This is a genomic window from Polaromonas sp. (assembly GCF_012927415.1).
GTDB lineage: Bacteria > Pseudomonadota > Gammaproteobacteria > Burkholderiales > Burkholderiaceae_C > Polaromonas.
Genome location: NZ_JABBPF010000150.1, coordinates 49,016 through 75,147 on the forward strand (window position 1 = coordinate 49,016; position 26,132 = coordinate 75,147).

General features: G+C 60.1%; 28 protein-coding genes. 10 read left to right on the plus strand and 18 right to left on the minus strand.

Annotated elements, in window-relative coordinates:
• Nucleotides 1-11: 11 nt before the first annotated feature.
• A complete protein-coding gene (locus HHJ19_RS12855; protein ID WP_296908035.1) occupies nt 12-632 on the plus strand; it encodes a pseudouridine synthase in 621 nt (206 codons plus the stop codon).
• Nucleotides 633-682: 50 nt separating this feature from the next.
• On the opposite strand, the gene HHJ19_RS12860 is transcribed toward HHJ19_RS12855, so the two are convergent.
• The gene (locus tag HHJ19_RS12860; protein ID WP_296908080.1) at nt 683-1,228 is read right to left on the minus strand and encodes a DUF2242 domain-containing protein; all 546 of its coding nucleotides are present in this window, start codon (nt 1,226-1,228) and stop codon (nt 683-685) included.
• A 576-nt stretch (nt 1,229-1,804) separates the two neighbouring features.
• A complete protein-coding gene (locus HHJ19_RS12865; RefSeq protein ID WP_296908037.1) occupies nt 1,805-3,103 on the minus strand; it encodes an MFS family transporter in 1,299 nt (432 codons plus the stop codon).
• A gap of 221 nt (nt 3,104-3,324) precedes the next feature.
• Here HHJ19_RS12865 and HHJ19_RS12870 point away from each other — a divergent pair, with 221 nt between their 5' ends.
• Both HHJ19_RS12870 and HHJ19_RS12875 read left to right on the plus strand, forming a co-directional pair.
• Entirely contained in the window at nt 3,325-3,981 is a 657-nt protein-coding gene (locus HHJ19_RS12870) for a GDSL-type esterase/lipase family protein (RefSeq protein WP_296908039.1), read from the plus strand.
• 423 nt (nt 3,982-4,404) lie between these two features.
• Nucleotides 4,405-4,869, plus strand: coding sequence for a TerB family tellurite resistance protein (locus HHJ19_RS12875; RefSeq protein WP_296908040.1), 465 nt, complete (start codon nt 4,405-4,407; stop codon nt 4,867-4,869).
• Between the two features lie 120 nt (nt 4,870-4,989).
• Here the strand turns inward: HHJ19_RS12875 and HHJ19_RS12880 are convergent, their stop codons facing one another.
• From HHJ19_RS12880 to HHJ19_RS12890, 3 genes are all read right to left on the minus strand, one after another.
• Nucleotides 4,990-5,391: a SirB2 family protein gene (locus HHJ19_RS12880; RefSeq protein ID WP_296908042.1), complete on the minus strand. Its 402-nt coding sequence runs from the start codon at nt 5,389-5,391 to the stop codon at nt 4,990-4,992.
• Between the two features lie 140 nt (nt 5,392-5,531).
• Nucleotides 5,532-5,795, minus strand: coding sequence for a DUF2249 domain-containing protein (locus HHJ19_RS12885; RefSeq protein ID WP_296908045.1), 264 nt, complete (start codon nt 5,793-5,795; stop codon nt 5,532-5,534).
• Nucleotides 5,796-5,878: 83 nt separating this feature from the next.
• Nucleotides 5,879-8,152, minus strand: coding sequence for a nitric-oxide reductase large subunit (locus HHJ19_RS12890; RefSeq protein WP_296908046.1), 2,274 nt, complete (start codon nt 8,150-8,152; stop codon nt 5,879-5,881).
• Nucleotides 8,153-8,333: 181 nt separating this feature from the next.
• Between HHJ19_RS12890 and HHJ19_RS12895 the strand changes: the two genes are divergently transcribed.
• The 3 genes from HHJ19_RS12895 (at nt 8,334) to HHJ19_RS12905 (ending at nt 11,509) form a co-directional block, all read left to right on the plus strand.
• On the plus strand, nt 8,334-8,825 hold the full coding sequence (locus HHJ19_RS12895) for an Rrf2 family transcriptional regulator (protein WP_296908047.1): 492 nt from the start codon (nt 8,334-8,336) through the stop codon (nt 8,823-8,825).
• Nucleotides 8,826-9,166: 341 nt separating this feature from the next.
• A complete protein-coding gene (nirK, locus tag HHJ19_RS12900; RefSeq protein ID WP_296908048.1) occupies nt 9,167-10,573 on the plus strand; it encodes a copper-containing nitrite reductase in 1,407 nt (468 codons plus the stop codon).
• A 312-nt stretch (nt 10,574-10,885) separates the two neighbouring features.
• Complete coding sequence (locus HHJ19_RS12905) at nt 10,886-11,509, plus strand: methyltransferase domain-containing protein (protein ID WP_296908049.1); 624 nt, start codon at nt 10,886-10,888, stop codon at nt 11,507-11,509.
• On the opposite strand, the gene HHJ19_RS12910 is transcribed toward HHJ19_RS12905, so the two are convergent.
• The 5 genes from HHJ19_RS12910 to ylqF form a co-directional block, all read right to left on the minus strand.
• Complete coding sequence (locus tag HHJ19_RS12910; protein WP_296908050.1) at nt 11,482-12,459, minus strand: DHHA1 domain-containing protein; 978 nt, start codon at nt 12,457-12,459, stop codon at nt 11,482-11,484. The two genes, HHJ19_RS12905 and HHJ19_RS12910, sit on opposite strands and share 28 nt — an antisense overlap.
• Nucleotides 12,460-12,505: 46 nt before the next feature.
• Nucleotides 12,506-12,898, minus strand: a complete 393-nt coding sequence (locus tag HHJ19_RS12915) for a hypothetical protein (RefSeq protein ID WP_296908051.1) — start codon at nt 12,896-12,898, stop codon at nt 12,506-12,508.
• 624 nt (nt 12,899-13,522) lie between these two features.
• Entirely contained in the window at nt 13,523-14,098 is a 576-nt protein-coding gene (locus HHJ19_RS12920; protein WP_296908052.1) for a hypothetical protein, read from the minus strand.
• Nucleotides 14,099-14,205: 107 nt separating this feature from the next.
• Nucleotides 14,206-14,487 (minus strand): helix-turn-helix domain-containing protein, encoded by a 282-nt coding sequence (locus HHJ19_RS12925; protein WP_366929407.1) that lies wholly within the window; start codon nt 14,485-14,487, stop codon nt 14,206-14,208.
• Between the two features lie 68 nt (nt 14,488-14,555).
• Nucleotides 14,556-15,515: a ribosome biogenesis GTPase YlqF gene (gene ylqF, locus HHJ19_RS12930; protein WP_296908053.1), complete on the minus strand. Its 960-nt coding sequence runs from the start codon at nt 15,513-15,515 to the stop codon at nt 14,556-14,558.
• 188 nt (nt 15,516-15,703) lie between these two features.
• Between ylqF and HHJ19_RS12935 the strand changes: the two genes are divergently transcribed.
• Nucleotides 15,704-15,973, plus strand: coding sequence for a hypothetical protein (locus tag HHJ19_RS12935; RefSeq protein WP_296908054.1), 270 nt, complete (start codon nt 15,704-15,706; stop codon nt 15,971-15,973).
• 259 nt (nt 15,974-16,232) lie between these two features.
• Here the strand turns inward: HHJ19_RS12935 and HHJ19_RS12940 are convergent, their stop codons facing one another.
• Nucleotides 16,233-17,807 (minus strand): glutamate--cysteine ligase, encoded by a 1,575-nt coding sequence (locus HHJ19_RS12940; protein WP_296908056.1) that lies wholly within the window; start codon nt 17,805-17,807, stop codon nt 16,233-16,235.
• A gap of 352 nt (nt 17,808-18,159) precedes the next feature.
• On the opposite strand from HHJ19_RS12940, the gene HHJ19_RS12945 reads away from it, so the two are divergent.
• Nucleotides 18,160-18,795, plus strand: coding sequence for a hypothetical protein (locus HHJ19_RS12945; RefSeq protein WP_296908058.1), 636 nt, complete (start codon nt 18,160-18,162; stop codon nt 18,793-18,795).
• Nucleotides 18,796-18,911: 116 nt separating this feature from the next.
• Here HHJ19_RS12945 and HHJ19_RS12950 read toward each other — a convergent pair whose 3' ends face one another.
• A complete protein-coding gene (locus HHJ19_RS12950; protein ID WP_296908060.1) occupies nt 18,912-19,574 on the minus strand; it encodes an alpha/beta hydrolase in 663 nt (220 codons plus the stop codon).
• 252 nt (nt 19,575-19,826) lie between these two features.
• Between HHJ19_RS12950 and HHJ19_RS12955 the strand changes: the two genes are divergently transcribed.
• On the plus strand, nt 19,827-20,024 hold the full coding sequence (locus HHJ19_RS12955; protein WP_296908062.1) for a hypothetical protein: 198 nt from the start codon (nt 19,827-19,829) through the stop codon (nt 20,022-20,024).
• Between the two features lie 78 nt (nt 20,025-20,102).
• Here the strand turns inward: HHJ19_RS12955 and HHJ19_RS12960 are convergent, their stop codons facing one another.
• Nucleotides 20,103-20,507, minus strand: coding sequence for a TspO/MBR family protein (locus HHJ19_RS12960; protein ID WP_296908064.1), 405 nt, complete (start codon nt 20,505-20,507; stop codon nt 20,103-20,105).
• Between the two features lie 182 nt (nt 20,508-20,689).
• Between HHJ19_RS12960 and HHJ19_RS12965 the strand changes: the two genes are divergently transcribed.
• On the plus strand, nt 20,690-21,145 hold the full coding sequence (locus HHJ19_RS12965) for a DUF4864 domain-containing protein (RefSeq protein WP_296908066.1): 456 nt from the start codon (nt 20,690-20,692) through the stop codon (nt 21,143-21,145).
• A 125-nt stretch (nt 21,146-21,270) separates the two neighbouring features.
• On the opposite strand, the gene HHJ19_RS12970 is transcribed toward HHJ19_RS12965, so the two are convergent.
• The 5 genes from HHJ19_RS12970 to HHJ19_RS12990 all read right to left on the minus strand — a co-directional run bounded on the left by HHJ19_RS12970 (nt 21,271) and on the right by HHJ19_RS12990 (nt 25,726).
• Nucleotides 21,271-21,780: a DUF1993 family protein gene (locus HHJ19_RS12970; protein WP_296908068.1), complete on the minus strand. Its 510-nt coding sequence runs from the start codon at nt 21,778-21,780 to the stop codon at nt 21,271-21,273.
• 157 nt (nt 21,781-21,937) lie between these two features.
• Nucleotides 21,938-22,141 (minus strand): hypothetical protein, encoded by a 204-nt coding sequence (locus HHJ19_RS12975; protein ID WP_296908070.1) that lies wholly within the window; start codon nt 22,139-22,141, stop codon nt 21,938-21,940.
• A gap of 112 nt (nt 22,142-22,253) precedes the next feature.
• Entirely contained in the window at nt 22,254-23,324 is a 1,071-nt protein-coding gene (locus HHJ19_RS12980) for an enolase C-terminal domain-like protein (RefSeq protein WP_296908072.1), read from the minus strand.
• Between the two features lie 119 nt (nt 23,325-23,443).
• Nucleotides 23,444-24,454, minus strand: a complete 1,011-nt coding sequence (locus HHJ19_RS12985; RefSeq protein WP_296908074.1) for a tRNA-dihydrouridine synthase — start codon at nt 24,452-24,454, stop codon at nt 23,444-23,446.
• Between the two features lie 27 nt (nt 24,455-24,481).
• The gene (locus HHJ19_RS12990; RefSeq protein WP_296908076.1) at nt 24,482-25,726 is read right to left on the minus strand and encodes a class I SAM-dependent methyltransferase; all 1,245 of its coding nucleotides are present in this window, start codon (nt 25,724-25,726) and stop codon (nt 24,482-24,484) included.
• Nucleotides 25,727-26,132: the final 406 nt, after the last annotated feature.

The window sequence follows — 26,132 nt, forward strand, 5'->3', positions numbered from 1 at the left end:
CTGGCGTTGCGATGACCTTTATCACCCGTATGACGCGTGCCTCCTCCTCGCGGCTGATTCTTTTCAACAAGCCCCATGGCGTGTTGAGCCAGTTCACGCCAGAAGGGCGCTGGCGCGGGCTGAAGGATTTCATCGACATTGCGGAGGTCTATGTGGCCGGCCGGCTCGATGCTGACAGCGAGGGCCTGCTACTGCTCACCAATGACGGCAAGCTCCAGGCGCGTATCGCAGATCCGCGTTTCAAGATGGAAAAGACTTACTGGGTCCAGGTGGAAGGCACGCCCGATGAGACAGCGCTGCAGGCTTTGCGCGAGGGCGTGCAGCTCAGCGACGGCATGACTCGCCCGGCCCGGGCGCAATTGATGGCGCCGCCGCCCACGCTATGGCAACGGGAGCCGCCGGTACGGGTTCGCCAAGCCATTCCCACCGGCTGGATAGAGCTGGCCATCCGCGAAGGCCGCAACCGGCAGGTGCGGCGCATGACGGCGGCCGTGGGCTTACCGACCTTGCGCCTGATCCGCGCGGCCATCGGCCCCTGCGCACTGGGTGGTCTGGCGCCGGGAAGCTGGCGGGAAACGCAGAGCGATCAACTTGCATTCGGCGCTGGCCACGGGCAGGCGCCGGCAAGTTAGCGCGCGATGCAGGACGGCGGCGTCAGGCGCCCGCCGCCTCGGTCAGTCAGTCATTTGTCCGGCGCCGCGTCCACCACCACATAACGCTTCACCAGGTCGAAAAAACGCTCATAAAAAATATCGGAAGAGATGGTTTGGCTCGATACCTTGACCATGGCATCGTTGCTTGAGCTGAAGGGCAGCGACACCGAACCCAGTGCGCCCACGCCCAGACTGGCCGAGTTGTTGCTTTTCTTCAGAGCGTAAACGTCCTGCAGGGCGGTGACAAATCCCAGGCTGACCTTGCCGTCAGGCGTTTCGGGCGCGCACACCACGCGGATTTCCATCTGCAGGTGCGACTCAGGCTCAGGCTGAAAGCTTTTCCGGCCCTCGACGATGTCTTCCCTGGCGGTGCTGATGATGTAACCCTGGCTCAGCAAGGCGCGCCGGCCAGCCTCACAGGTTTGTGCGGCGGTTGCGTCGAACAGCCTGGAATAGGTCACCGTGGAGCTGAATTCCTCCTGTGAAGGGAAGACCGCCACAGGCGCCCCACAACCGGCGAGCAGGCCTGACAGAGTCAGCAGGCTCACCAGCCAGCCAGTGGCGTTACAGCGCATCCTGGTCAAATTCAAAACAAGGCACTCCTTCAGGCATCATAAAAAATCAGGTTTTCAACCTACCTGACAAGGCCGGCAAAACCCGGCGCGGCGCGTGTCGCCAGCCAGCAGAGCCGATGGTAAAGCCATTCGTGCAACTAATTTTCCGGATTTGCCATGTCCGGCGAATCGGCGAGTGGCTGTCGGGAAAGATGCTTCGCAGTCGTTGTTTGCTATTTTTTTTATAGCAAACAGCGACCGTACGTGCTGGGCCACACCGCTATTTAATCAAAAGGTTGAACCCAACGCACCCTGCCGCACGCTTTTGGCAGGCAAGCACAGGCAGAATTGCAGGCATCCTGTCCGGGTTTGCGCGACAGTCACGCCGCAGCGACTCCCCTTGCACACGATGTCTCACTGTAAACCAGCCGGGCTTACCCCCCATTCCTGTGGGCCACCTTGTGGATAAAAATGTGCACAAGCAGAAAAAACCGCGTCAGCATGGGCTTGGCAGGCGGTGCGTAGAAAACGTTCAAATCCCGCAGCCTGGCTGACCCGGCCACGAACAGGAAGCGATTTGGGCCGCAAGCCACCCGCTCAATGGTCGTTATGAAGGTATTTGGCCTGTTTCGGCAAGCGCCAGGCCACTAGAAAAGCCACCACCATCATCGCGGTCACATACCAGTAAAACACGGTTTCGTGACCGATGGATTTGAGGGCCAGGGCCACGTATTCAGCCGAGCCGCCGAATATCGCATTGGCCACCGCATAAGCCAGGCCCACACCCAGCGCTCTCACCTCGGCTGGAAACATTTCGGCTTTCACGATGCCGCTGATGGAGGTGTAAAAGCTCACGATTGCCAGCGCCAGCGTGATCAGGCCGAAAGCGGCCAGTGGGCTGGACACGCTGGCCAGCGCTGTGAGTATCGGCACGGTGGCCAACGTGCCGAGCACGCCAAACAGCAGCATGTTGCTGCGCCGGCCAATGCGGTCAGACAGCGCGCCAAAAGCGGGCTGCATGCACATGTAGACAAACAGGCAACCCGTCATGACGTTGCTGGCCGTCTTGATCGACATGCCGGCCGTGTTGACGAGGTACTTTTGCATGTAGGTGGTGAAAGTATAGAAAATCAGCGAACCGCCAGCGGTGTAACCCAACACCGTAAAAAAGGCCGCCTTGTGGTTTCGGAACAGGTTGCTCAAGCTCCCGGCGTCCTTGTTGGCACGCGTTTCGGCGGTGGAGGTTTCCTGCAGCGTGCGCCGCAGCAGCAGCGCCACCACGGCGGTCACCGCGCCGACAACAAAAGGAATGCGCCAGCCCCAGCTTCTGAGGTCAGCGTCGCTCATGGTCTGCTGCAGCAACACAACCAGCAACACTGCCAGCAGCTGTCCGCCGATCAGGGTAACGTATTGAAACGACGAGAAAAAGCCGCGCTGGCCATGCAGCGCCACCTCGCTCATGTAGGTGGCCGTGGTGCCATACTCCCCACCCACCGACAAGCCTTGCAGCAGTCGCGCCAACAACAGCAGCGCGGGTGCCCAGGCGCCAATGCTGGCGTAAGTGGGCAGGCTGGCAATCATCAGCGAGCCGACGCACATCAACCCCACCGAGATCACCATCGAGTTTTTTCGGCCACTGCGGTCGGCAATACGGCCAAACAGCCAGCCGCCAATCGGGCGCATCAGAAAACCAGCGGCAAAAATGCCGGCAGTGTTCAGCAGCTGGGCGGTCGGGTCAGACTTGGGGAAAAACGAGGGCGCGAAATACACCGCGCAAAAAGCGTAAACGTAAAAGTCGAACCACTCCACCAAGTTGCCCGACGAAGCGGCCATGATGGAGAAAACGCGATGCCGCTTTTCAGCGGCCGAGTATTGGGGAGGAGCGACATCAGTCATGTCCTGATAGTGCGCCCGCGCCCTTCCTTTTGCCACAGGAAATTACAGTTTTCGTAGTAGGACTGAAGTCCCTGGCTGCTGCATCGATGGACGCGACCGCGACAACGCGTCGGTAATTTTCCGGAGCGTTTTACGCGGAAAGCAGCTCTGGCGCGAATGCAGCGGCTTCAAGCGTCAGATTGCCGCTAAAGTTAAAGCCCCTGTCCACACTGCCTGACGCCATGCACGACCACCGCCATGCCTTTCGCCGCCACCTGGTACTGGGAAGTGCCGCCGCCACCTTGCTCCTGGCCTGCGGCTGCTCCGAATCCAGCCAAAGCAAGGGAAAAATCCTTGCCAAAGACGCCACTCTGCTTTGTCTGGGCGATTCACTGACGTTTGGCTATGGCGCCGGGGCGGGCCGCAGTTATCCGCAGCGGCTGGAGCAGCTGACCGGCCACGTCACGCAAAACGCCGGCGTGAATGGCAATACCGCCGAGGATGCACTTGCGCGTTTGCCAGGATTGCTGCAGAACAATACACCGGGCCTGGTGCTGGTCTCGGTGGGGGGCAATGACTTTTTGCGCAACATACCGCTGGAGCGCACCCGTGCAGCCCTCAAAGCGATATTGCAAATGGCCGCCAGCAGCGCTCAGCTGGTGCTGATCGCCCAGCCAGGGCCGGTGTCGCAAGCTGCGGCAACGGCTTCGCTGAAAGACCATCCGGTGTATGCCGAGCTGGCGGCTCAAACCGGTGTGCCCCTGTTTGCCGACGGCTGGTCATCGGTGTTGTCGCGCGCCGAGTGGCGATCAGATCCGATCCACGCCAACGCGCAGGGCTACAGCGTATTTGCCGACCGGCTGGCCGCGTGGCTGCGCCTGACCGGATTTGTGAGCTGAGCCGAACCAACTTTTCAGGCACGTCACGCGCCACTCTTTTCATACTTACTGGTTTTCATAGACGTTGGGCGAGAGCCGCTGAAGCCGACTACGGCTACGGTCATTCCGGCAGCAAAAGTTGTTTTTCAGATCGAACTTTTTTGCTTTTGACGGGTGTCTGAAAGCTTTTTAAACTCATTGCGCGACGAAGAAATTGATGCAACTGCAGAACGAGATGACATTCAGAAACCTTTACCCGCCGCAGCGTGTCGTTTCCAAACGGTGTCAGTCCTTCGCAGCGCCAGCAGCGGCCTGGTTCCGACGCACTAGCGGTGCGACTGCTTGGGAAAGGCGAATCGCGGGAACTCAGCGCAGTCGCGCTGACTCGCATACAACTGCCCCGCCGACGCGCTGCGCGGCGTCACCACTTTATGAAAGAACTCGATGCTGCGAACCCTCAAAGACCTGCTGGATGCCTTCACGGCACCCGCCGAAGAAACACCAGAGGCTCGCAATCACGCGCTTCAGCTGGCCACGGCCGTTTTGCTGGTGGAGGTGATGCGCGCCGATCCGAACATAGCCGTCGCCGAGCGCAATGCCGTTCTGGCGAGCCTGCGTGAAAAATTTGCATTGGCCGACGACGCGCTGGCCAGACTGCTTGAGCTGGCCGAGCTGACCGCCAGCAGCGCCTCTGACTATCACCAGTTCACCTCGCGGATCAACGACAGCTTCGCACACCCCCAGAAAATTCAGATGGTTGAAAACATGTGGCAGGTCGCCTACGCCGACGCCCATCTGGATGCTGGCGAAAATCACCTGATCAGCAAGATTGCAGCCCTGCTCCACGTCACCCAGGGTGAATACATTGGTGCCAAGATGCGGGCGAAGGAAGCAGCGGGCCATGCCTGAACAAGCTCGGGCAACTGTGTCGCGCCGGAGGCACTGGAAATTACCCGGTTATTGAAAATTGATGATGCCCGTACTTCAAGGTCAGCAGCCAATCTGGATATAACCACAAGAAACAGGAGCCTAAACGCCAAACCCCAAGGCTTGCAAGGGAATGGCAGCCTGACGCGTCAGCGCCACCGCCAAGATGTAGGCGAAAGTCGCCAGCGCAGCCAGCAGGGCAAAAGTGCGCACACCTTTGGTCTTACCGCGTTTGAGGGCAATGGTGCCGAGAACGATGTAGGCAATCAGCGCCAGCACCTTGGCGGTCAGCCAGGCCTGCACAAACGGATACTGGCCACTCCAGAACACCAGCACCAGCGCGCTGCCCAGCAAAAGCGTGTCAACCACATGCGGTACGACCTTGACCCAGCGCCGTTGCAGCATTGGCGATTCAGCCAGCATCCAGAGCCCGCGCAAAAGGAAAAAACTGCCGCTCAGGGCGGCGAAGGTGATGTGCAAATGCTTGATGGCCAGATAGTTCACAGGGCAATTCCGCGGGTTGACGGTCAGAGGGGCCAAAACAGCTGTGCCAGGCCCGCCGGTCGTGAACCCGCGTCCTGGCACTTCGTTGGCAGCGTGATATGCGCTGTTATTTTATAGGCACGGAAAAGTCAAACCGCCCTTTAGCTGACGACCCGGAAATCAATCATGATTTCGCCCGGATGGCGCTGGACATATTCAATCGTGACCCTGGAGCCAAACTCGCTGTTGATTTGCGACAGCAGGGGCAAGGGATCATGGTCATTGCAAAAACGCATTGTTTCGCCGGGCTGCAGCGCGTCAAGCGCGCCAAAAATGGCGGCGTGGCGAAACCGCTTGGCGACGCCGCGCGCGTCGAAGGGATAAACGCCTTCGGTCGTTACGGGATGGGAACAATTGTGGCTCATGAAGATTCTCCTGAAGGTAATGAAGTTCGCAACTGAAGAGGCCAGCGCAGGCCAGCCTCTTCAAAGGCAGTCAGCAACGGGGTTCAGGCCCGCTTGGCGGCTGCGGGGGCAAGCTTGGTCTGGCGTTTGCCGCCCGTCAGCAAACGAATGGCGAACCAGGCCAGGAACACGGTGCCGATGGCAAACACCACGTCACCCGGTACCCGCATCCACACCAGCGTTTCCATGAAGTGGGAATGAACGACTTCAGGCGAACGCGCAAACCACATGCCCTTGGTCACGCTGGCCCAGGCCTGGTAGAGGCCGGCTGGCACCAGCGAGATGAACACCATCATGGCCAGGCCGATGTTGAGCGACCAGAACATCAGCTGCAACAGTTTGTCGGACCAGGCGGCGCGTGGCGACAGGCCGCGCAGACAGAACAGCAACAGACCGATGCCCAGCATGCCGTATACCCCGAACAGCGCGGCGTGGCCGTGGGCTGCCGTCATGTTCAGGCCTTGCAAGTAGTACAGCGCTATCGGCGTGTTGATGGTAAAGCCCAGCAGACCCGCGCCCACCACGTTCCAGAAGCCGACGGCGATGAAGCACATGATCGACCATTTGTAGGACTGCACCCAGGGTGCGGCCTTGGAGCGCTGGTAGCTGTTGTAGGCTTCAAAGCCGATCATGGCCAGCGGAACCACTTCCAGCGCCGAGAACATCGCGCCAATCGCAATCACGAAGGTCGGTGTGCCGGTGAAATACAGGTGGTGCAAGGTACCCAGGATGCCGCCGAACAGGAACACGATGGTTTCCAGCACGATGGCACTGTTGGCGGTGCTGGCGCGAATCAGGCCCAGGCGGGTGAACAGCAGGGCAATCACTGCGGTGGCAAACACTTCAAAAAAGCCCTCGACCCACAGGTGGACCAGCCACCAGCGCCAGTACTCGATCATCGAGTAATGGGTGTGCTGGCCCCAGGTCAGCGACGTGGCGTAAAAGCCGCCGATGCACATCGCCGACAGAAATACCATGGCGATCAGACCGCGGCTTTCAGACGGTTTTTTCAGGGCAGGCATCAGTCCGCGACCGAGCAGCAAGACCCAGAACAGCAGCCCGACAAACAGCAGGACTTGCCAGATACGGCCCATGCTGGTGAATTCGAGGCCCTGGTTGCCGATCCAGAAGCTGAAGTTGTTGCCAAGGTGCTGAAGCGAACCAATCCAGCCAAAGGCGGTGGAACCGACAACGATAAACAGCAGGGCATAAAACAGCACATCGACACCGAGCTTCTGGTATTTCGGTTCATGGCCGGAAATGGCCGGAGCAATGTACAGGCCGGTGGCCAGCCAGGCGGTCGCAATCCACAGCACCGCGAACTGGGTGTGAATGGTGCGGCTCACGGTAAACGGCAGGATCTGCGCCAGCGGAAAGCCGAAAAAGCTCTGACCTTCAACCGCGTAGTGTGCGGTGATCACGCCCATTCCGACTTGCGCCATGATCAGGCCAATCACCACATAGAAGTATTTCCGCGTGGCCTTCATCGACGGCGTCGGTTTCAGGTCAAACAGCGGATCTGTTTTGGGCGGCGTGGGGTCGCTTTCTTCTTTGGCGGCCGAGTGGTGCAGGATCATGACCACGATGCCGGCAATCATGAAGATAACGCTGGCGATCGACCAGATGCCGGCGCCCGCCGTCGGTGTGTTGTCCACCAGCGGCTCATGCGGCCAGTTGCTGGTGTAGCTCAGTTCACTCTCATTGGGCCGGTCGGTGGCGGCAGCCCAGGCAGACCAAAAAATAAAGGCAGGCAAGGCCTTCAGGTCAGCCGGATCTGGCAGCGTGCCGGCATTCATCGCATACTGCTCGCGCAGTTTGTCCAGCGAAGGCGCGTCGCCGAACAGGTCGGTGTAATGCTTGACGACTTGCTGCACCGCCTCGGCGCGTTCGGGTGACAGGGTAATGGCACCGGTGGCGGCATCATAGGTGTTGCCGCGCATCTCAGCCTTTAAACGGGCGCTCAATTCACCCTGCTGACCCACGCTTAATTGCTCAAAAGGTTTGCCAAAATCCTTTTGAGCCCAGACGGAACGCAGCGCCAGCGCTTCACGGTGCAGCCAGTCGGCTGACCAGTCGGGCGCGACATAACTGCCATGGCCCCAGACCGAACCGAGCTGCTGCCCGCCAGCCGAAAGCCAGGCTTCCTGGCCGCGCTGAACCTGTCCTTCCGAAAAGAGCACATCGCCCTTGGTGCTGATGACCTGTTTTGGGATCGGCGGCGCTGTCAGATAGATCTCTGTACCGACCCAGCCCAGAACGGCGAAGGACATTACACAGATGACGGCGAGCCAGGTCCAGAGTTTGCGCGTAGCGTGCATGGCAAATATCCTTTGTGGGTAGCGGTTGAAAAATTCGAGAAAGTTCAAATTTAATAACATGTATTCTACATACATCATTAATATAGATGCAAGATAAATGCAGGTTTAATGGAGAACCCACTCCACAAAAACGCAACGCTCTGTAAAATCGCCGCAGAATTCAACCGGAGTTCACCCCGACATGAGACTGACAACCTACACCGACTACGCCCTGCGCACCCTGATGTATTTGGCCGCCAACCGCGACCGCCTGGTCACTATCCAGGACATCGCAGATGCGCACAAAATCGCCAAAAATCATTTGACGAAAGTGGTTCATCAACTCGGCTTGTTGGGGGTTGTCCAATCCCTGCGGGGCCGTAACGGCGGCCTCAAACTGGGCAAGGAACCGGCGCAGATCAATATTGGCGCACTGGTGCGCAGCACGGAACCCGACTTTTTCATGGCCGAATGTTTCGATCCCGGCAAGAACCATTGCATCCTGAGCCCCTCCTGCGCGCTCAAGGGCGTGCTCTACAACGCTACAGCCGCTTATCTCGCGGTGCTCGATGGCATGACGCTCGAAAACTTGATGAAAAAAGGCGGCAGCCGCATCGGCGCTCCGCCGTCGGCGAAAATCATTGCGGTGAAGCTGCGCCCCGCAGCGCGCAAAAAGGCCCGGGCGAGCAGCTGACTGCCAACTTCTGGGGATGAGCTGCCCGGTCAACTCTGGGTCTTATTGCTCAAGCCCGAAAAAATCGTCATTCGGCACCTCATTCGTGAGGCTGCAATTTCTAGCGGCCGCAAGCCGCCAAGCGCGCCGTCAGCGACCTCAAGCGCGCCTGTCAGCGCTTGTATTGACCTGGGTCAAGCTAAACATACAAGTAAGATGTATCATTTAACACAGGCAACTCGAAGAATTTAGTGTTACTTCAACACGCCATCTCCGGACTGCCTGACGGCCGCGTAGCGAGCCGCCAAACGGCTGGTTCGATTTTCGCGCCAGACACAAAAAGTTAACACACGTTTAAGGTGATGACAATGAAAGCCGGTTTTATCAAAAAAGCAATTGCGACCGCCGTCCTTGGCCTTGTCGGTTTAACCTCGGCTTATGCCGCTGCCGACCCTCATCAACACGACACCGGGGTCAAGTACCGCCCTGACGTGACCTTTACCCTGCGCACCGACATCGCTGACGGCAAGCTCGTGTTCGTGGGAGAAAACGGCGCGATCAAGGGCAAGGTCAACCCCCAACTGGCGGTAGCCGAAGGTGCCATTGTCCAGATCAATCTGGTCAACGGCGATGGCGCGACGCACGATATCAGCGTGCCTGATTTCAAAGCTTCATCGAACCAGCTCAACACCAAAGGTGCCAGCACCACCATCGTTTTCAAGGCCGATAAAAAGGGTGAATTCAAATACATCTGCTCGCTGCCAGGCCACGTCCAGGCCGGCATGATCGGCCAGATCCTGGTCGGCGACGGTGCGGCCAAACCCAAGGCCATGGGAGCGGAAGTATCGCGTAGCCCGATGGAAGTGGGGCAACCGGTTGGCGCACGCGGGCCGCAGAGCCTGACGGTGAACCTGGAAACCACCGAAGTGCTGGGCCAGCTGGCCGATGGCACCACCTATAAATACTGGACCTTCAACAGCAAGGTGCCGGGCCCGTTCATCCGCGTGCGGGTGGGCGATACCGTAACGGTCAACATGGCCAACGCCACAGACAGCAAGATGATCCACTCGGTGGACTTTCATGCGGTGACCGGACCGGGCGGCGGCGCTGCGGTGACGCAGGCGGCCCCAGGCACCAGCAAGAGCTTTACCTTTAAGGCCATCAACCCGGGGCTGTTCGTTTACCACTGCGCCACACCCATGGTGGCGCAACATATTTCGAACGGCATGTACGGCATGATCCTGGTCGAGCCCGAGGGCGGCCTGCCCAAGGTTGACCGGGAGTTCTACGTGATGCAGGGCGAGCTGTATACCAGCCAGCCCCATGGCACGCCCGGCGAAAACGAGTTTTCACTTGAAAAGCTGCTCAAGGAGCAGCCCGAGCACATGATGTTCAACGGCACCATGGACGCACTGACCAAGACCCACAAAATGGAAGCAAAAGTCGGCGAGACCGTGCGCATCTTCTTTGGTGTAGGAGGACCGAATGCAACCTCCAGCTTCCACGTCATCGGCGAAGTGTTTGACCGCGTATTCAACCAGGCCGACCTGACGACTGCGCCGCTACGCAATGTGCAGACCACCAGTGTGCCACCCGGCGGTGCGACGATGGTTGAATTCAAGGTTGAAGTTCCGGGCCGCTACATTCTGGTTGACCATGCCCTGTCCCGTCTCGAAAAAGGCCTGGCCGGTTTCCTGTATGTGACTGGTCCTGAGAATCCTGCGGTGTTTCATACCGCCGAAAAAATGTCTCCCAATTCGGGACATTGAACAAGAGAGGGACAAAGGCCTGCCCCCCGGGCAATTCATGGCGGCGCAGGTTCCTTGGAAAGCGCGACAGTTCTCTGTCGCGCTTTTTTTATCCCGTCAGGCATTTACCTTGAACGCCACTAACCGAGAGTTTTTTAATAGGTTTTAACTCCTACACTCAACTGCTCATTAAAAAAGCAACGCCCAGGCGGCGGGCAAAGGTCGCTCAAGTCCAACGGCATGATTGCGCAAGTGGCTGTCTGCAAAATTGTTGCATAAAACCAATGTGAATACGATGCACCCCAATATGGGTACGAAGGCTAAAGGAACGACATGACCCCCTCCTGGTACGAGCGCTACATTCTTCCCCCTGCGCTGGACTTTGCCTGCGGCCTGCCGATGGTGAGCCGGCAGCGCCAGTTAATCGTGCCGCTGGCACGGGGCCGGGTGCTGGAAGTCGGCATCGGCACCGGGCTGAACATGCCGTGGTATGACAAGACCCGCGTGACCCACATCACGGGGCTGGACCCGGCGCTGCAATTGCACGCGCTGGCGCGCGAGCGCATTGCCGAGGCCGGTTTGGAGGTGGAATTGGTGGGTCTGTCGGCCGAACAGATTCCACGGCCCGATGCCAGCTTTGACACTGTGCTGGTCACCTACACGCTGTGCACCATCGCCGAACCGTTGGCGGCGCTGCGGGAAATGCGACGCGTACTGGCGCCCGGTGGGCAGCTACTGTTTTGCGAACATGGCCGCGCGCCCGATGAATCGGTCAGACGCTGGCAGGACCGACTGCAGCCGATGTGGGGAAAGGTTGCCGGCGGCTGCCACCTGGGGCGCGACATTCCGGCGTTGCTGCAGCAAGCCGGCTTTGGCGTGGCAAACCTGCACACGCGCTACCTGCCCGGTCCGCGTCCTTTCACTTTTCACTACTGGGGCGAGACGCTTCCGGCTTGAGCGCTGCTGGCTTCCTGCTCGGCTGAAGGCGTGGCGGTTGCGTTAAACACGCCGCTGAGCAGTTCAGGTAGACGGTCCGTGCCCATCTTGAATCCACAGGCCTGCGCGTGGCCGCCGCCGCCCATGCTTTCGGCCAGCGCAATGCAGTCAAAGCTACGCTGCGAGCGCAGACCGACCTTCACGCCGCCGCCCTTGCCCACCTGCCACATCAGCGCAAAGGTGGCACTTTTTTCAGACAGCAGGTTGCCGATCAGGCTGTGAAACACGCTAGGCACGTTGATCATCAAGCCGCTTTGTCCGTTAAAAATGATGGGCTGGGCGGAGTCGGCCATGTCAGTGGCGAGCTTTTTGAATTTTTCGTCCATCGCCTGGCCACGCGCCAAGAACTCGGTGATTTGCGCAGGGTTGAATTGTGCGATTTCGGCCCACCGGGTAAAGTCGAGCGGCTCCATGTCGAGCGCCGCCAGAAAGCTGGCGCTCTCCGGATATTTCCAGGCCCAGATGTCGCGATCTTCCACAAAGCGCACCAGATCGGGCACGGGCTTGACCGGCTGGAAAAACTCCCAGGCCAGTCTGGCACCTGATTTGTGCATGTCAAAGTGAACCACGCCGCAGCGGCAGGCAAAGCCGGTCAGCTTTTCGGCCGCGCTCTTGTGGTGGTCAAGCAGCACGAGTTTGGCGACTTGTTGGTCGATGCCACGCATGATTTCGGGCGAAAACGAAAAGTCCAGAATATAGACAGCGCGGCCAGTCAGCGCTGGCAGCTGATCCACCGATTGGACGTCGCCGTGGTCCAGCGCCAGAAACTCGGCTTTGCCCTCGTAAAAAAGCCAGGCGGCAAGGCCAGCGGCAAATCCGTCAGGACAACGGCGGCCATGGTAGATGACCAAGGGATGAGGGTCGTCACGGTTGGCGGCAAGCAGCAGCGGCAGGGGAAAAATGTTTTTCATGGCGTGGCGGATTGTCGCCTCCATCGCCCCTGCCCGGCGCACTAATTCAAGATTTTCCCCTGACCTCGGCCATCCGGTAATTGGCGGCTTCTTCAGCGGTTTCCATTTTTTCGCGCGGCTTGTCGCTATGCGACACCCGGTAGCCGTCGGCCACATAGCCTGGGCCTTTCATTACCATCACAATGACGCAACCAATGGCGACCGTGATCACCATGGACCAGTGAAAAAAAATCACTCCGCCAACCACATAATCGGCCATTTGCAGCCAGCGGGCCTCCGCCGCACCGGCCTGCGGTTCCGAAAACAGGTGTAACAGCCCCAAGCCCAACAAGGGCAGCAGAGTGCCCGACAGGGCAATGAGCGGCAGCTTGCGCCAGACCAGCCATTCCAGTCCACTGTTGGCGCGCCGGGTGTGTGGGAGTTTTTTGAACCAGTTCATGACAGGTGCCGGTGGGGAACGGAATGCCGGGCGAATAAAAAAGCGTAACAAGCGAAGTATGCGCCAAGCGATGAAATCTTATTATCAGAAAAAAAGACGTTAGGGAGCCTGATGAAGATCAAAGGCCACCCCTCCAAAATGGTGGCCAGATTGGGCACATCACTTTGCCCCCATTTTCTGTGGGTCACCCTGGGGATAACAATGTTGACAAACCCGGAAAGCGGCGTAACCACTGGCTTCCCGGGCCACGCCCCAAAATTGACCAGTTGTCCGCCGAAAGCAGGTTGCGCGGAACAATTCTGCCTATGGAAGACGCTTTTTCGGGCTTGGTCGTTGCAGGCTTGAAAATGCCCTTGCCAGATCGGGGCAAGCCTCACTTTATTCCCGCCTCTTGTGGGTCACCTTGTGGATAAGAATGTTGACAAGTCCAAAAAGCCGCGCCAGTGCTGGCGTTGCAGGGGCTGCCCGGGAATTGACCAGTTCAATCGCTAACGCCAGCGGCAAGCCATCCCGACACGCGCTTAGCGCTACTTTTTCTATAGCACGCTGTAGCTATATCTATTGGACGTGCGGGCTTTTCGGTCAAAAGATGACCGGTCAACCACAAATTTGACCCGTTAAATCTCAAACGGTTGATGGTGCGGGGTCCGGGTTCAGGCGCTGCAGTACGCTATGCAACAAGGGCACCATTTCCCGGCTGGCCGGCGAAGCGCCGGCTAGCGCCCCTGCCAGGGCGGCTTGCGCACCAACGATTTCCAGTTCGAGCCGCTCGCGCAGCCCGCGTTCATTCGTCAGCGTCGCATGAAGTTGGTCCAGCGCTCCCACGCACTCCAGCACGATGGTCTGAGTCAGCACCCCTGCGGTCTGCGGCTCAAGCCCGGGCGATGCGATCAGCACCTTGCCAACCGCCAACCTGAGCCGTTCTTTCACGGCCTGAAACATGAGGTTCCAGTCGCCAGCAGCCGTACTCAGGGAAACGGCAGCCTGCCGGGCGTGCGCCAGCGCAGCGATACTGGCACTGATCGCGTCAATGCCGGCAGCATCGAGCCGGGCACAGCTGCGCAGCATGTCGACGGCGCAAGTGCTTGCTTCGGGGTAAGAACACTTTGCCGTACTCAGGAAATCCTTCGTCAGCGCCGCCAACGCAGTATGGGTCTGCTTTTGCGGCTCTTGAGCGCCGGCTACAGTTGTTGAAGTCATCTTGGGGCTGGCTCGGTTAGGGTCACATCACGCTACGGCTGCAGCCGGACGGTGCAACTAAATTGGATTGGATCGAATTCTATTAACGAAGTGCCTAGATGCTGTTTTTAGACGATGCAAGGTATTTCGTCTGTACGCCACCGCACATACCGCACACCGCAAATTGACTCCATGGCGCGATTTGGCTTCAGTTTTCCGACCGCAGCATGACAACTGCAGACAGCCGTTTTTAAACCGTTGAGGTCTGGTACCGTCAGCTCACCGCGGCCGTATTGAATCAAGCCGCTGCGTTGCAATGCACTGGCCGCAGCCGTGATGCCGACGCGGCGCGTGCCCGGCATGCAGGCGAGCAAGGCCTGGGTCTGGACCCAAGCTCTTTTTTTATTCAAATCAAGTTTTCAGGATGGGCCGTGCTCGCCCGCCCGGCAGCGCTGGCGGCTTGCCCGCTGACCGCCCGTCAGCTCGCTTCAGGCTTGGCCGGCCGTGGAATCTTCTTGAATTTGACAAGCCGGTTGGTCTCGATTTTGTCCTTTTTAATTTGTCGTTCAGCGTCCAGCTTCTGCCCCGCCGCCAGCCACTCAACAAACTCTTCAGGCGTTTCCAGAGTGATGCGGCCCGGCGTGCCGGCGCGAAATTCATAAATCACGATTTCAGCGGCTTTTTGCAGATTGATACGGCCTTTGCTCAGCACAGCGCCCCGCTTGCGGCCAATTTCTTCGAGCAGTTGCTCGTCGGTAGTATCCGGCGTGATCTTCACCTTGTAGCGCGCTTCCAGCATTTCCGGGTAGTTGGGAATCAGGTAATCGAGCAGTTCCAGCGCAACCTCTTCTTCTTCAAAGGCGTTGCGCCCAATTGCTCCGCTGGCCGCCAGGTTGTAGCCGCTTTTGGCGACGATGATGCGCGGCCACAGCATGCCTGGCGTGTCCCAAAGATAAAAGCCGTCGGCCAGCACGATGCGCTGCTCCAGCTTGGTGATGCCGGCCTCGTCGCCGGTTTTGGTGGCCCGCTTGCCGGTCAGGGTATTGATGAGCGTTGACTTACCTACATTGGGAATGCCACAGATCAGCACGCGCATCGGCTTGACCATGCTGCCGCGTGTCGGCGCCAGCGCGTGGCAGGCGTCGACCAGCGCCTTGGCGGGTGTCGTCATGCTGGCGTCCAGCCCGATTGCACGCGTCCCCGGCAGGCTGTTGTAGTGGGCAAGCCAGAGGGCGGTGCGCGCCGGGTCGGCCAAATCCTGCTTGTTGAGCACTTTCAGCGCGGGCTTGGCGCCGGTCAGCTCGGCCAGCATGGGGTTGGCGCTGGAGCCGGGCAGGCGCGCGTCGAGCAGCTCGATCACCACATCAATTTCCTTGATGCGCTCTGAAATAGCTTTTTTGGTCAGGTGCATGTGACCGGGAAACCATTGGATGGCCATCGGGATCGTCTTTCCTGGTACAGGTTTTTGGGGGCTTTTGACTTGCTGATGGCTACGCAAGACAAGCCGGGTGGTGGTCTGAATTGACGGCAAATCAGCCAGTTGGATAATCGCTAATTGTCACCTTTTCAGGTGCGGGTCTGCCAAGCAGTTTGGCGTTGCCGCCTGCGATGGGGGAAAATCGAGGTATGCCCTTGCCCAACGCACCTACCCGCCGACCGAACAATCCCGCCAGCCGCCAGTCCGACAGCAAGGCCAATAACGAATTGCTGTTCAAGGCCATTTTGCTGGGCCTGATTAGCTTGGGCGTGTTGCTGTCGCCCTATTTCATCACTTCGCCGGGCATGCAGGGCATTGTCGCCAAGGCGTCGGTGGTGGGCTGGTTTGCGCTGGTGCTGGGGTGCGCGTTTTTGGCCGTGTATGTGAAGCGGCGCATGGCGGCCCCGGCCAAACAGTAAATCACCCGCCACCACCGTCCTTGCCAGGCAATGCCCGCCCACCCGCCGGCAGGATGCTCACCACCCGGATCTGCCGGTGATGGCCGGCATCAGTACGGAATCGCCACCCAGTTTCACGCCCTGCCGCTTACCCGTACAAGCCGTGGCTTGACCTGAGGGGGCGTCGAGCACATCATATTGCTATGTTTTTCATAGCTAAAAGTGCCGATAAAACCTGGACTCGCAGGCTATTTTTTATGAAATCCAGAAGAAAATAGGCTCAAACGTGCGCCGCCACCGGGTGAGGCATTCCCAGGCGTTGCTCAGACACGTATTGCTGGCGGTATTGCTCGAATGGCAAGCTATCGCTGGCCTCGATTTTCTTTTGAGCGTCAACTGATTCGCGGCTCAGCGCCTCCATGCGCCGCAGTTGCCCGTCGGACAAGGGCAGGCTTTGCAAGGTGGCCTGCGTTTTCAGTGACTGGGCCCGGGCGAACCTGACGAATGAGTTTTCGAAGTCCTGCTGCATGTCGGCCAGCACCCGGGCCGACGGCAGCGTGCCGGAGTCGAGCAGACCCAGCCGGGCCGCCGCGAGCGTTTCGCCGTAGTGGTTACCGCCGTGCGCGGCATCCAGGGCGGCGGCAATCGGCGCGCATTGAGAAACCACCTCGGCACCCCATTCGACCAGCGAGACTTCGCCGCCCGCGCGCCTGAGCGTCAGCCCCGGCTCGCGGCCGCGTGCTGCGGTGTGGTGCTGGTTGTGCTTGAGCTCGGCAATCTCGGCGGGTGTGTCGGGCGGGCTGTCCGAGAGCAGGCAGTGCAACAGGAACACGTCGATAAAACGCATGGTCTGCACATTGATGCCGACCGGCTCGAACGGGTCCAGGTCCATCAGGCGGACTTCGATGTACTCAACGCCGCGTTCGCGCAACGCGTGTAGCGGCCGCTCGCCCGGGAAGATCACGCGCTTGGGGCGGATGGTGCCGTAAAACTCGTTTTCAATCTGCAGCAGCGTGGTGGCCAGCTGGTTGTAGTCGCCGCCGGGGTTGCGTATGCCGACCGCTTCATAAGCCGGATACGGCCGGGTCAGGGCTTCCTGCAGGGAAGCACCGTAGCCGTCCAAGCTGTTGTAGCTGACCGCCAGCGAGGCCTGAGCGTCGCTCTGGTAGCCCAGCCGCCCCATCCGCAGCGAGGTGCCGCAGGGCATGTACATGGTGCTTGCCGATAGCTCCTGCAACTCATGCTGGCGGCCTGCCACAAAGCTCGAACAGACGGCCGGCGACGCACCAAACAGGTAAAGTAGTAAAAACGCATGACGGCGGAAATTGCGGATCAGCGCAAAATACTGCTCGCTCGTCACTCCGGGCAATGACCAGTTGTAGTGAATGCCCGAGATGGTCTGCATGCGCCGGCCATAGCGGTGCGACAGGCCCATGCGGTAAACGCTTTTGGCGCGCCCGACGTTGGACGAACCAAAACGCGCAATCGGAATGGTCTCGTCGGTGGGCAGGCCGCAAGGCATGCTGGAAGCCCAGAGCATCTCGTCGCCGAGGTTCTTCATGGCGCGGTAAGTGAACTGGTGCAACTGCGTGAGTTCTGCCAGCGCGGCTTCGGGATTGAGATGCACGCCCGTCACCAGTTCCACCTGGGACTCGCTGAAATCAGTCGTAATGCTGGTGTGCGTCAGCGCCGAGCCCAGCGCCGCCGGGTGCGGCGTCAGCGCCAGTGCACCCCCTGGCTGGGCGCGCAGGCTTTCCTTTTCAATCCCGCGTCGCATGCCCAGCAACTGGGCCGGTGTAAGCGCCGTCAGGCGGTCCTGCAAAAGCACGCCAGCGGGCGCCTGCAATTGGGTCATATCGGTGCTCCCTCAGATTCTTTGATTGGCGTGGAAGTTATCACAGCCCGGCGCTTTTCGCTGTCGCCAAGCAATGGCCTGCATGGCCCTGGGTATTGCAGAAGACTTGCCGGCAAGTTGCCAGAGATAGCGCCATGCGGCACGCTTTGGGGCACAAATTCACGCTTTACAGCCTGGCTGTAGGTGCCAAGCGACGTATTGCAGCCATGGTGCAGAAACTTTCTTGACTTGTCCGGGCGGCTCAACGACCATCAAAAAGCTTTCGCGTGGGGCCAACTGTCGGCTGCAAATTTTCGCAAGACAAAGCCCGGAAACCTCCGGATTCGAATCGCCACTCGGTAAGGATAAAAGAATGAACACATTGATTCACCGGTTGCTGGGCAGGGCACCTCAGGCCAGGTCCGTTCCGAAAGAGCCCGCGCCCAGCCCCGAAAATCCGGTCACCATCGAAGACGGCTCCGACAATGCCATGCGGCGGCAGCTGGTGCTTGTGCTGCTCCGCGACATGATCCGGCGGCACGGCATAGCGCCGCAATGGATTGAACTGCAAATGCTGGTCGTGAACAGTGCCAGTCGTGGCGCTGGGCTCTATGTTCGCCTGGTTATCAAGCAATGGGATGTCCGGCTGATGAACCACGCCCAGGCCTTCCAGAACGAATTGCTGGCTGACATTGCCCGCTTCGAGCCACAGGCTAGTCAGTGGCTGCATGGCATTTCATGGCAGCTCGAAATGACCGACTCCTGCCCCTACACCAGCGTGCCCGATAAATCCTTCTGGCAGGAGCCCGCGAAGCAACCGGCGCCACCCCAACAGGCGACTGCGGTGACTCCAGCCAGTCCGGCAACTCTGCCGGTCACGTCCACGCCCGAAAACGATACCCTGGAAGACCTCAACCAGTTGTTTTTCATTCGCGACCGCGAGATCAGCCGTGCAGCAGCCAGCCACGGCCCGGTCGACTACGAAAAAACGCAGCCGTCTCCGCTTTGAAACACCGCTGCATGGCGGTGGCGCTGAGCGCAACCGGCATGCAATTGGGTTTGCTCTTACCCATTCCCTCTTCCCTCTTCCCTCTTTCTTCTTCCCGATTCCTGGTGGTTCAGGGTTCAGGCCAGCACGCGAAGCAGCCACTGCCCGAGGTCGGCAATTTCCTGCGGGCAGACTGAATGTTCCATCTGGTATTCATGCCACTCCACCGGGTAGCCCAGAGCGGTAAGCGCGTCGCGCGTCGCCATGGCGCGAGGTAAAGCCACCACGCCGTCACGCGAGCCATGGGCCAGAAAAATTGGTACGTCCTGATTGGCCGCGCTGCGTTCCAGCGCCGTCTTGTCGGCCAGCGGCAAGTAGCCTGACAGCCCCGCAATGCCGGCCAGCCGCTCGCCGTGGCGCAGGCCAGTCATGAGCGCCATAGCGCAGCCCTGAGAGAAACCAGCCACCACGATGCGGTTTGCCGCAATACCGCGCGACTTTTCATGGGCAATCAGCGCCTCTATGGACGCTTGAGACTGGCGCAGCCCGCTTTCATCCTGCCGACTCACAAGGTCAACGCCCAGAATGTCATACCAAGCGGGCATCTGGTAGCCGCCATTGATGGTGACAGGCATGACCGGCGCGCTGGGAAACAGAAAGCGCACCGGCCCCACGCTGGACAGGTCAAGCTGCTCGGCAACCGGCACGAAGTCACGCCCGTCTGCGCCGAGGCCGTGCATGATGAGAATGGTCGCAACCGGGTTTTCGCCCGTCTGGGCTTCAATAACTTCAAGGGACATGCATTTACCCAATACAGGTGAGGTGAGATGGTGGTGGCTGCCGAACAGCCGTGTACCGGACCGGTAACAGTTCAGTCGCGACAGGCTTTAGATCAATCCGATTTTAGAGCCAGTCTGCAGCCGCCCTTTTTGCCGGCGGCGTCGGGCACTTGTAACAACCGGCCTGCCAGCCACGGCTTTCCCCGGTTGCCGGACCGCATTTTTTGCCCCCATTGATGGGCCTGCATTTTCTGAAGCTCGCGGGAGGCTGAAATGACACTCATCGTCGCAGCCATGGCTCTGACCACGTCAACACGGGCCTTTGCCGACAACCGGCCGACCGGCATGAAGGCGATTGACGCCAAACTCTCAAGCAAATCCCGGCTGGCGCCCGCCGATATGAGCCAGCTCAAGGTCTTGCGCGTCGACGGGAGAAACTCCACAGGGCAGGCAGGCACGACGAAGCAATGAGGGCGCAGGGCGAGGCCGGGAAACTGCCCGCCAGCGGATCGTTATGCCCGCTTTCGACGTCGCGGGCCTCACCGGCCCCTAGCGATTGAGCCAGGTGATGCAAAGCTGAAGCACCGTCGCAAACGCCACCCAGAGCAGATAAGGAATATTGACCAGGGCAACCCAGCGCGCGCGGGTCCAGATGACCAGCAGGGCCCAAAGCAGCGTCGCCAAAACCAGCAAAGTGTCAACACTCGCCAGCAGATTGTCTTTCAGGCCAAACTGGATGGGCTTGTAAGCCAGGTTGAACAACAAATTCAGGATGAAGGGCAGCAACACGGCAAACGGCAGACGGCGCTTGAGGTACCGCAGCAGCACAAAGCCGAAACTGATGGCAATCACGATGTAGAGAACCGCCCAGACCGGCCCAAATACCCAGGACGGCGGTGCAAAGAAAGGCTTGGCGAGTTGCGCGTACCACTCGGCGCTGCGGGTGCTGTCCATATGACTCCGTGTATGAGGTTGAACCAGGGCAAGTTTTAACACCGAACACGAAGCGCGCCAGATTTCGCTGCTGGTTTCTTGCTCGCCCTTGCATCCGTGCAAGCAAAACCTGCGTATAGGAAAAGACCACGCTTTGCGGCATCATGGGGATTCTGCGATCTGGGTCTTATGGAGGCGACGATATGAAAACCGGCTCACGTTCTTTTGTGGCGCATCTGGTCGGGCTGTTGGCCGCGGGCGTCGCGGCATTGACGCTGCTGGCATCTGCCCACGCGTCGCCCTTCGATTCCGCCGATGAGAAAAACGTTCGCTCGGTGGTTCAGGGACAGCTTGCCGCCTTGGCTAAAGATGATGCCGCCAGGGCATTTTCCTTTGCCGCCGGCAATGTACGCGAGGCTGTGGGCTCGGCATCGGCGTTTCTGGCCATGGTGCGGCGCGACTACCCGATGGTTTATCGCCCCGCGTCGGTGGCTTTCCTCAAGCCGGAACTCAAGGGCGACCAGGTGATTCAGCGTGTGCAGATGCTCGATGCGGGCGGCAACGCATGGCTGGCCATTTACAGCCTGCAGCGGCAAAAGAACAAGGAATGGCGCATCACCGGCTGCGCCGTGGTCGAAAACAAGGGCCGAATGGCTTGAATGGCAAGCTATTTTTTTAATAGCTTGATGTAACCGTTCCTGTTGGACCAGCGGCTTGTTTGACTAAGAAAAGCGCGCACGAGTTTTTCGCTGCCGGCTGGGCATGCTGCAAAGCCCCCACACTTTCAATAAGTGCCGATGTAGTCTTTTTTGCTCACTTCCACGCCGTTGTGGCGCAGGATGGCGTAGGCCGTGGTGGTATGAAAAAAGAAGTGAGGCAGTCCGTAATTGAACAGGTAAGACTGGCCGGTAAAACGCTTTTCCTTGGCCGTGCCGGCCTGCGTGACGATCTGGCGCGTGGCGGCATCGTCAAAACTGGCCGCATCCAGGCCTTCAATAAACTTCAGCACGGTGGCGATACGCACCTGCAGCTCGGCAAAGGTCTGCTCGGTGTCTTCCAGCTTGGGCAGCTCAACACCGGCAAGCCGGGCTGACACGCTTTTGGCGAAATCGGTCGCCACCTGAACCTGGCGCAGCAGCGCAAACATGTCCGGAAACAGGCGCGCCTGCAGCAGCGCATTAGGGTCGATTTTTTTACTCGCAGCATGCGCTTCAGCTTTGGCCAAAACCTCGCTGAGACCACCCAGCATTTGTTTGAAAACGGGAATCGAGGCGGTGTAAATTGCGCTGGTCATGGATGCTTTCGGTGGTGAATCAGATTGATGGCCATCAGGGGCCGTTTTGCCGGAACCCGGATTCTCGCCCGATTCAGACCTCGGTGAAGTGGCAGCCCGCAGTAGCCTGAGCGATGTCGGGCGATGTGTCCGCAAGCACTTCAGCCCCCCAGTGCCCCTACTGTCCCGCCCGCTTGTCACGGTAGACCGCCCGGCCGGTGCAATTCGAGATTACCGAGTTGACCCGCGAGGCAGTGAGCGCCTGGCCTGTGCACTGGCCCGCAAGCTGGCGCGGACTTGCCATGCCACGCTCAGAGACAAAGCGCCGTTCGGTGAAGGCCAGCACCCTTGCACGCGTGCGACGAAACTGATTGACCATCATGGCCAACCGCCAAAATTTCACCTCTAACGGTGACAGAGAAAAAAAATCCCGTCATTTGTCTATCGCTCTTACCCGTCGGATTTGCCGTTGCCTCAACAGCTGCCATGCAGCGTCACACCCGGTGCCGCGCGACCCTGTCCTCGCGCCACTCCAGCCCAATCCCCGGCGTGTCCCAGGGCATCAACATGCCGTCTTTGATGTTCAAGGGCGCATGTCGCAGCCCGCCGGCGGCGTCGAGTACTTCGATCCAATGCGCGGTCGGCGTCGCACACAGCAGCTGCGCGCTCGCTTCAACGAATGTGTGAGAGGACATGGGAAGCCCCGCTGTCCGGGCCAGCGCCGACGCTTCGAGCCAGCCAGTAACCCCGTGGATGAACTGGGCGTCCGGCATGACCAGATCCGAGGCACGCGCGGCAATTGCCGCGCGCATCTCAGCCGGCCCGTGAAAGTTCTCGCCGATCTGCAGCGGCGTGGTGAGGGCCTCGGCAATGCGGGCGCAGCCCTCCAGATCGTCGGCGAGCACCGGTTCCTCGATCCACTCCAGCCCCTCGTCATCCAGGGCCTTGCAGCGCGCCATCGCCTCCGGCAGCGTAAGCGACTGGTTGTAGTCGATCATGAGCGCTGTTGAGTTGCCCAGCGCCCGCTTGGCCGCGCGGACGGCGGCCAGGTCCTCGGCGAAGGTTGGGAAGCCGACCTTGATCTTGAGACCTGAAAAACCTGCCGCGAGGGTCTCCTGTGCGATCGCCACCACCGCTGTCGCGTCGTACAGGCCGACGCTGTGATAAGCCCTCAGCGGCCGCAGTTCGGCGCCGAGCGCTCGAGCCAGCGGCTCCCCGCGTGCGCGCGCCCATGCGTCCCACAGCGCCATGTCCAGTCCACCGAGCGCCACGCCCAACAGTCCCTTCATGCCGAAGAGCCGGCAACGGCGCAGCAGGTGAGCGTGGACATCACGGGGCGCCAGCGGCAAACCAATGGTCATATCCGCAAGACTGGCCACGGCTCGCTCCAGCGCCGGCAGCAGCTCGGGCAGGTAGACCTGCGCGTAGGCGCGGCCCACCCAACCTGAATCGGTGCTCACATCGATCAAGACAAGGGGAAACCGGTCAATGGTGCCCGAAGCAGTACGCACCGCCCGGGGCAGGGGGGCAAGAACAGGCGTCGTGCGGATGCTGGCGATTTTCATGGGGTCGGACCTCCGGGCGGGTGAAATGGAAGTCATCGGGAAATAGCAGGATTGTGGCAAGAATTGAACTCTTTGCTGGCCAATAATTTCGCGGTATCAGTTCGCCCTACCCAAAAAAGCTATGACGCCATCTCTTCGATATCGTTTGTCGAATTCTCGCCAGCAAACTGCGCCTGCAACACACCTGCCAGCCAGACATCAATCAGTGCGGGATCATTGATTGTTCTGAGCTGCTGATAAGCCGTTTCAGCCTCGGGAAAACGGCGGCGCAAGAAATTCAGCCACTGCTTGAGCCGGCCGGCGCGCGAGCGGACATCGAGCCGGGTACAGACGACGCGCCAGAACTCGGCCAGCAAGGGCAGCAATTCGGGCCAGGCGATTCCCGCTGACGCGGCCTTTGCTGAGCCGTGCATCGACGCTTTGATGGCCAGGCCCAGACCGGGGTCGGTGACCACCCCACGGCCCAGCATGAGCATGTCGCATCCCGAAGCCTCGCGACAACGGCGAGCGTCGTCCAGCGTCCAGATTTCGCCATTCGCCACCACCGGAATTTTGACTGCGGCGCGGATGTCGGCGATGCGTCCCCAGTAGGCCGGCGGCCGGTAAGCCTGCGCCTTGGTGCGGGCATGCACCACCAGCTCGTCAGCGCCGCCTTCGGCAATCGCCAGCGCGCACTCCACCGCGCGCGAATCGTCGTTGTAACCCAGTCGCATCTTGGCCGACACCGGCATGCCGGCGGGCACGGCGCGGCGTACCGCCGACACGATGGCGGCGATGGTTTCGGGTTCGTCAAGCAGTGACGCGCCGCCGCCATGGCGGTTGACTATTTTTGCCGGACAGCCGAAGTTCAGATCGATGCCGGCGGGTCCCAGCCCGGCCAGCCGGGCGGCATTTTCGGCCAGGCAGACCGCATCGGAGCCCAGCAGCTGGGCGCGCACCGGCACGCCCGCCAGCGTGCGCCCGCCGGTGTGCAGCTCGGGCACGATGCGGGTGAAGACTCGCTCTGGCAGCAACTGGTCGGTGATGCGGATGAATTCGGACACGCAGCGGTCAATGCCGCCCACCCGCGTCAAAATGTCGCGCAGCACGAAGTCGAGCAGGCCTTCCATGGGCGCGAGCAGAATGGTCATGAGAGGCGCCTGATGTCTACCTAAATCCTAAATGACGGCCAAACGCCAGAGCGAAGTCAGTTCGGCAGCGCGCGCCATGTGCAGCGTGTCGCTTTCATCGGCCACTTTTGGATGATCCGGCGTGGCGTCAATCCGCCCCAGCACCTTCAGGCCACCGGCTTCAATCGCCGCCAGCAGTTCAGAACGCGAGCGCAAGCCAAGGTGCTCGGCAAAATCGGACAGAATCAGCCAGCCTTCGCCGCCAGGCGCCAGATGCTTCGCCAGACCTTCTAAAAATCCCAGCAGCATGCGGCTGTCTTCGTCGTAGACAGCGCCTTCCAGCGGTGAACCGGGGCGGGCCGGCAGCCACGGCGGGTTGCAGACAATGACGGATGCCAAACCTTCGGGAAACAGGTCAGCGCGCATCACCTTGACCGGGTTCGGCAGGCGCAAGCGGTAAATGTTTTCGCGCGCGCACTCGAGCGCACGCGGGTCCTGGTCGGTGGCCACCACCTGGTCGATGTCGCGCAGGGCCAGCACGGCCGACAGCACGCCGGTGCCGGTGCCGATGTCAAAGGCGACAAACTTGCCGGGCCGGATGGTTGGCAGCGGAGCGTTGGCCACCAGGTCCACGTACTCGCCCCGCACCGGTGAAAACACGCCGTAGTGCGGGTGGATGCGGTTGTTCGGCGCCTTGCCGAGGGCCGGAATTTCAACGCCTTTTTTACGCCACTCGTGCGCGCTGATCACGCCCATCAACTCACGCAGCGAGGCGACACAAGCGCCCGCCGCCTCACCCTCACCGGCAGGCCCCCAGGCCTCGGTGCAAGCCGGCTTGGCATCAGGTGCGCGGCGCAGTGCAATGCTATAGTCCGCGCCGAACTCGATCAGCACCATGCCCAGCACCCGCGCACGCTGTGACTGGGCCTGGCGGTGCAGGTGGAAGGCTTGCCCCGCTGGCACGCCAGAGACGGCTGCATCGGCAATTTTTTTACGCTCGACCCGGGCCTGTTTGGAGGCTTTGGGCGGCTTGTCAATCCGGCGGGCCAGCGCTTGCACCAATTGCCTGGCATTTTGAAAGTCGCCTCGCCAGAGCAGGCCTGTGCCTTCGCATGCCAGCCGGTAAGCCGTGTCAGCGGACATGGTGTCATCGGCCAGCACGACGCGTTTTGGCGGCAATGCACCTCGTTCGGAGCGCCATCGCGCGGACCGCGTTGCGGAAGCCTCAGTCCAGTGGATGAGGGGGTGGGCGGCTGGCGCTGCGGCGGTGGAAACGGGGACGGAAGTAGGCATCAGGGGAGGACCGGAAGTGACCAAAAACGGCAACCTTCTGTTTTAACAGATGGAGCCGTCTGGCGGGGCGCTTGGCGGCGAAAGTTCTCAAACACCTCTTTCACCAGATAAATAGGCCTGTAGTCCAGGAAGTACGGCCACAGGCAGCTATAACTTTTATAGCAAATTGCTGACAGAAAAATCGCCGATCAGATTGAGTCCGGCCAAACGTTTGGCCAATTCGATGCAGCCCGGCGGGAAACTGGAAAAGCGCAGCCCGAGTCTTTCGGCCCAGCGTCGTCAAACACTGCACCGCCTTGACTGGCAGCGCTTGTCGGCGGTTGTTCAACCCACTGCGCTGCGCGCCAGCCAGCTCGCGCGGCAACAGTGATTCAAACAGCGGGGTCTGTCGCGTCCCTGCCCGCAT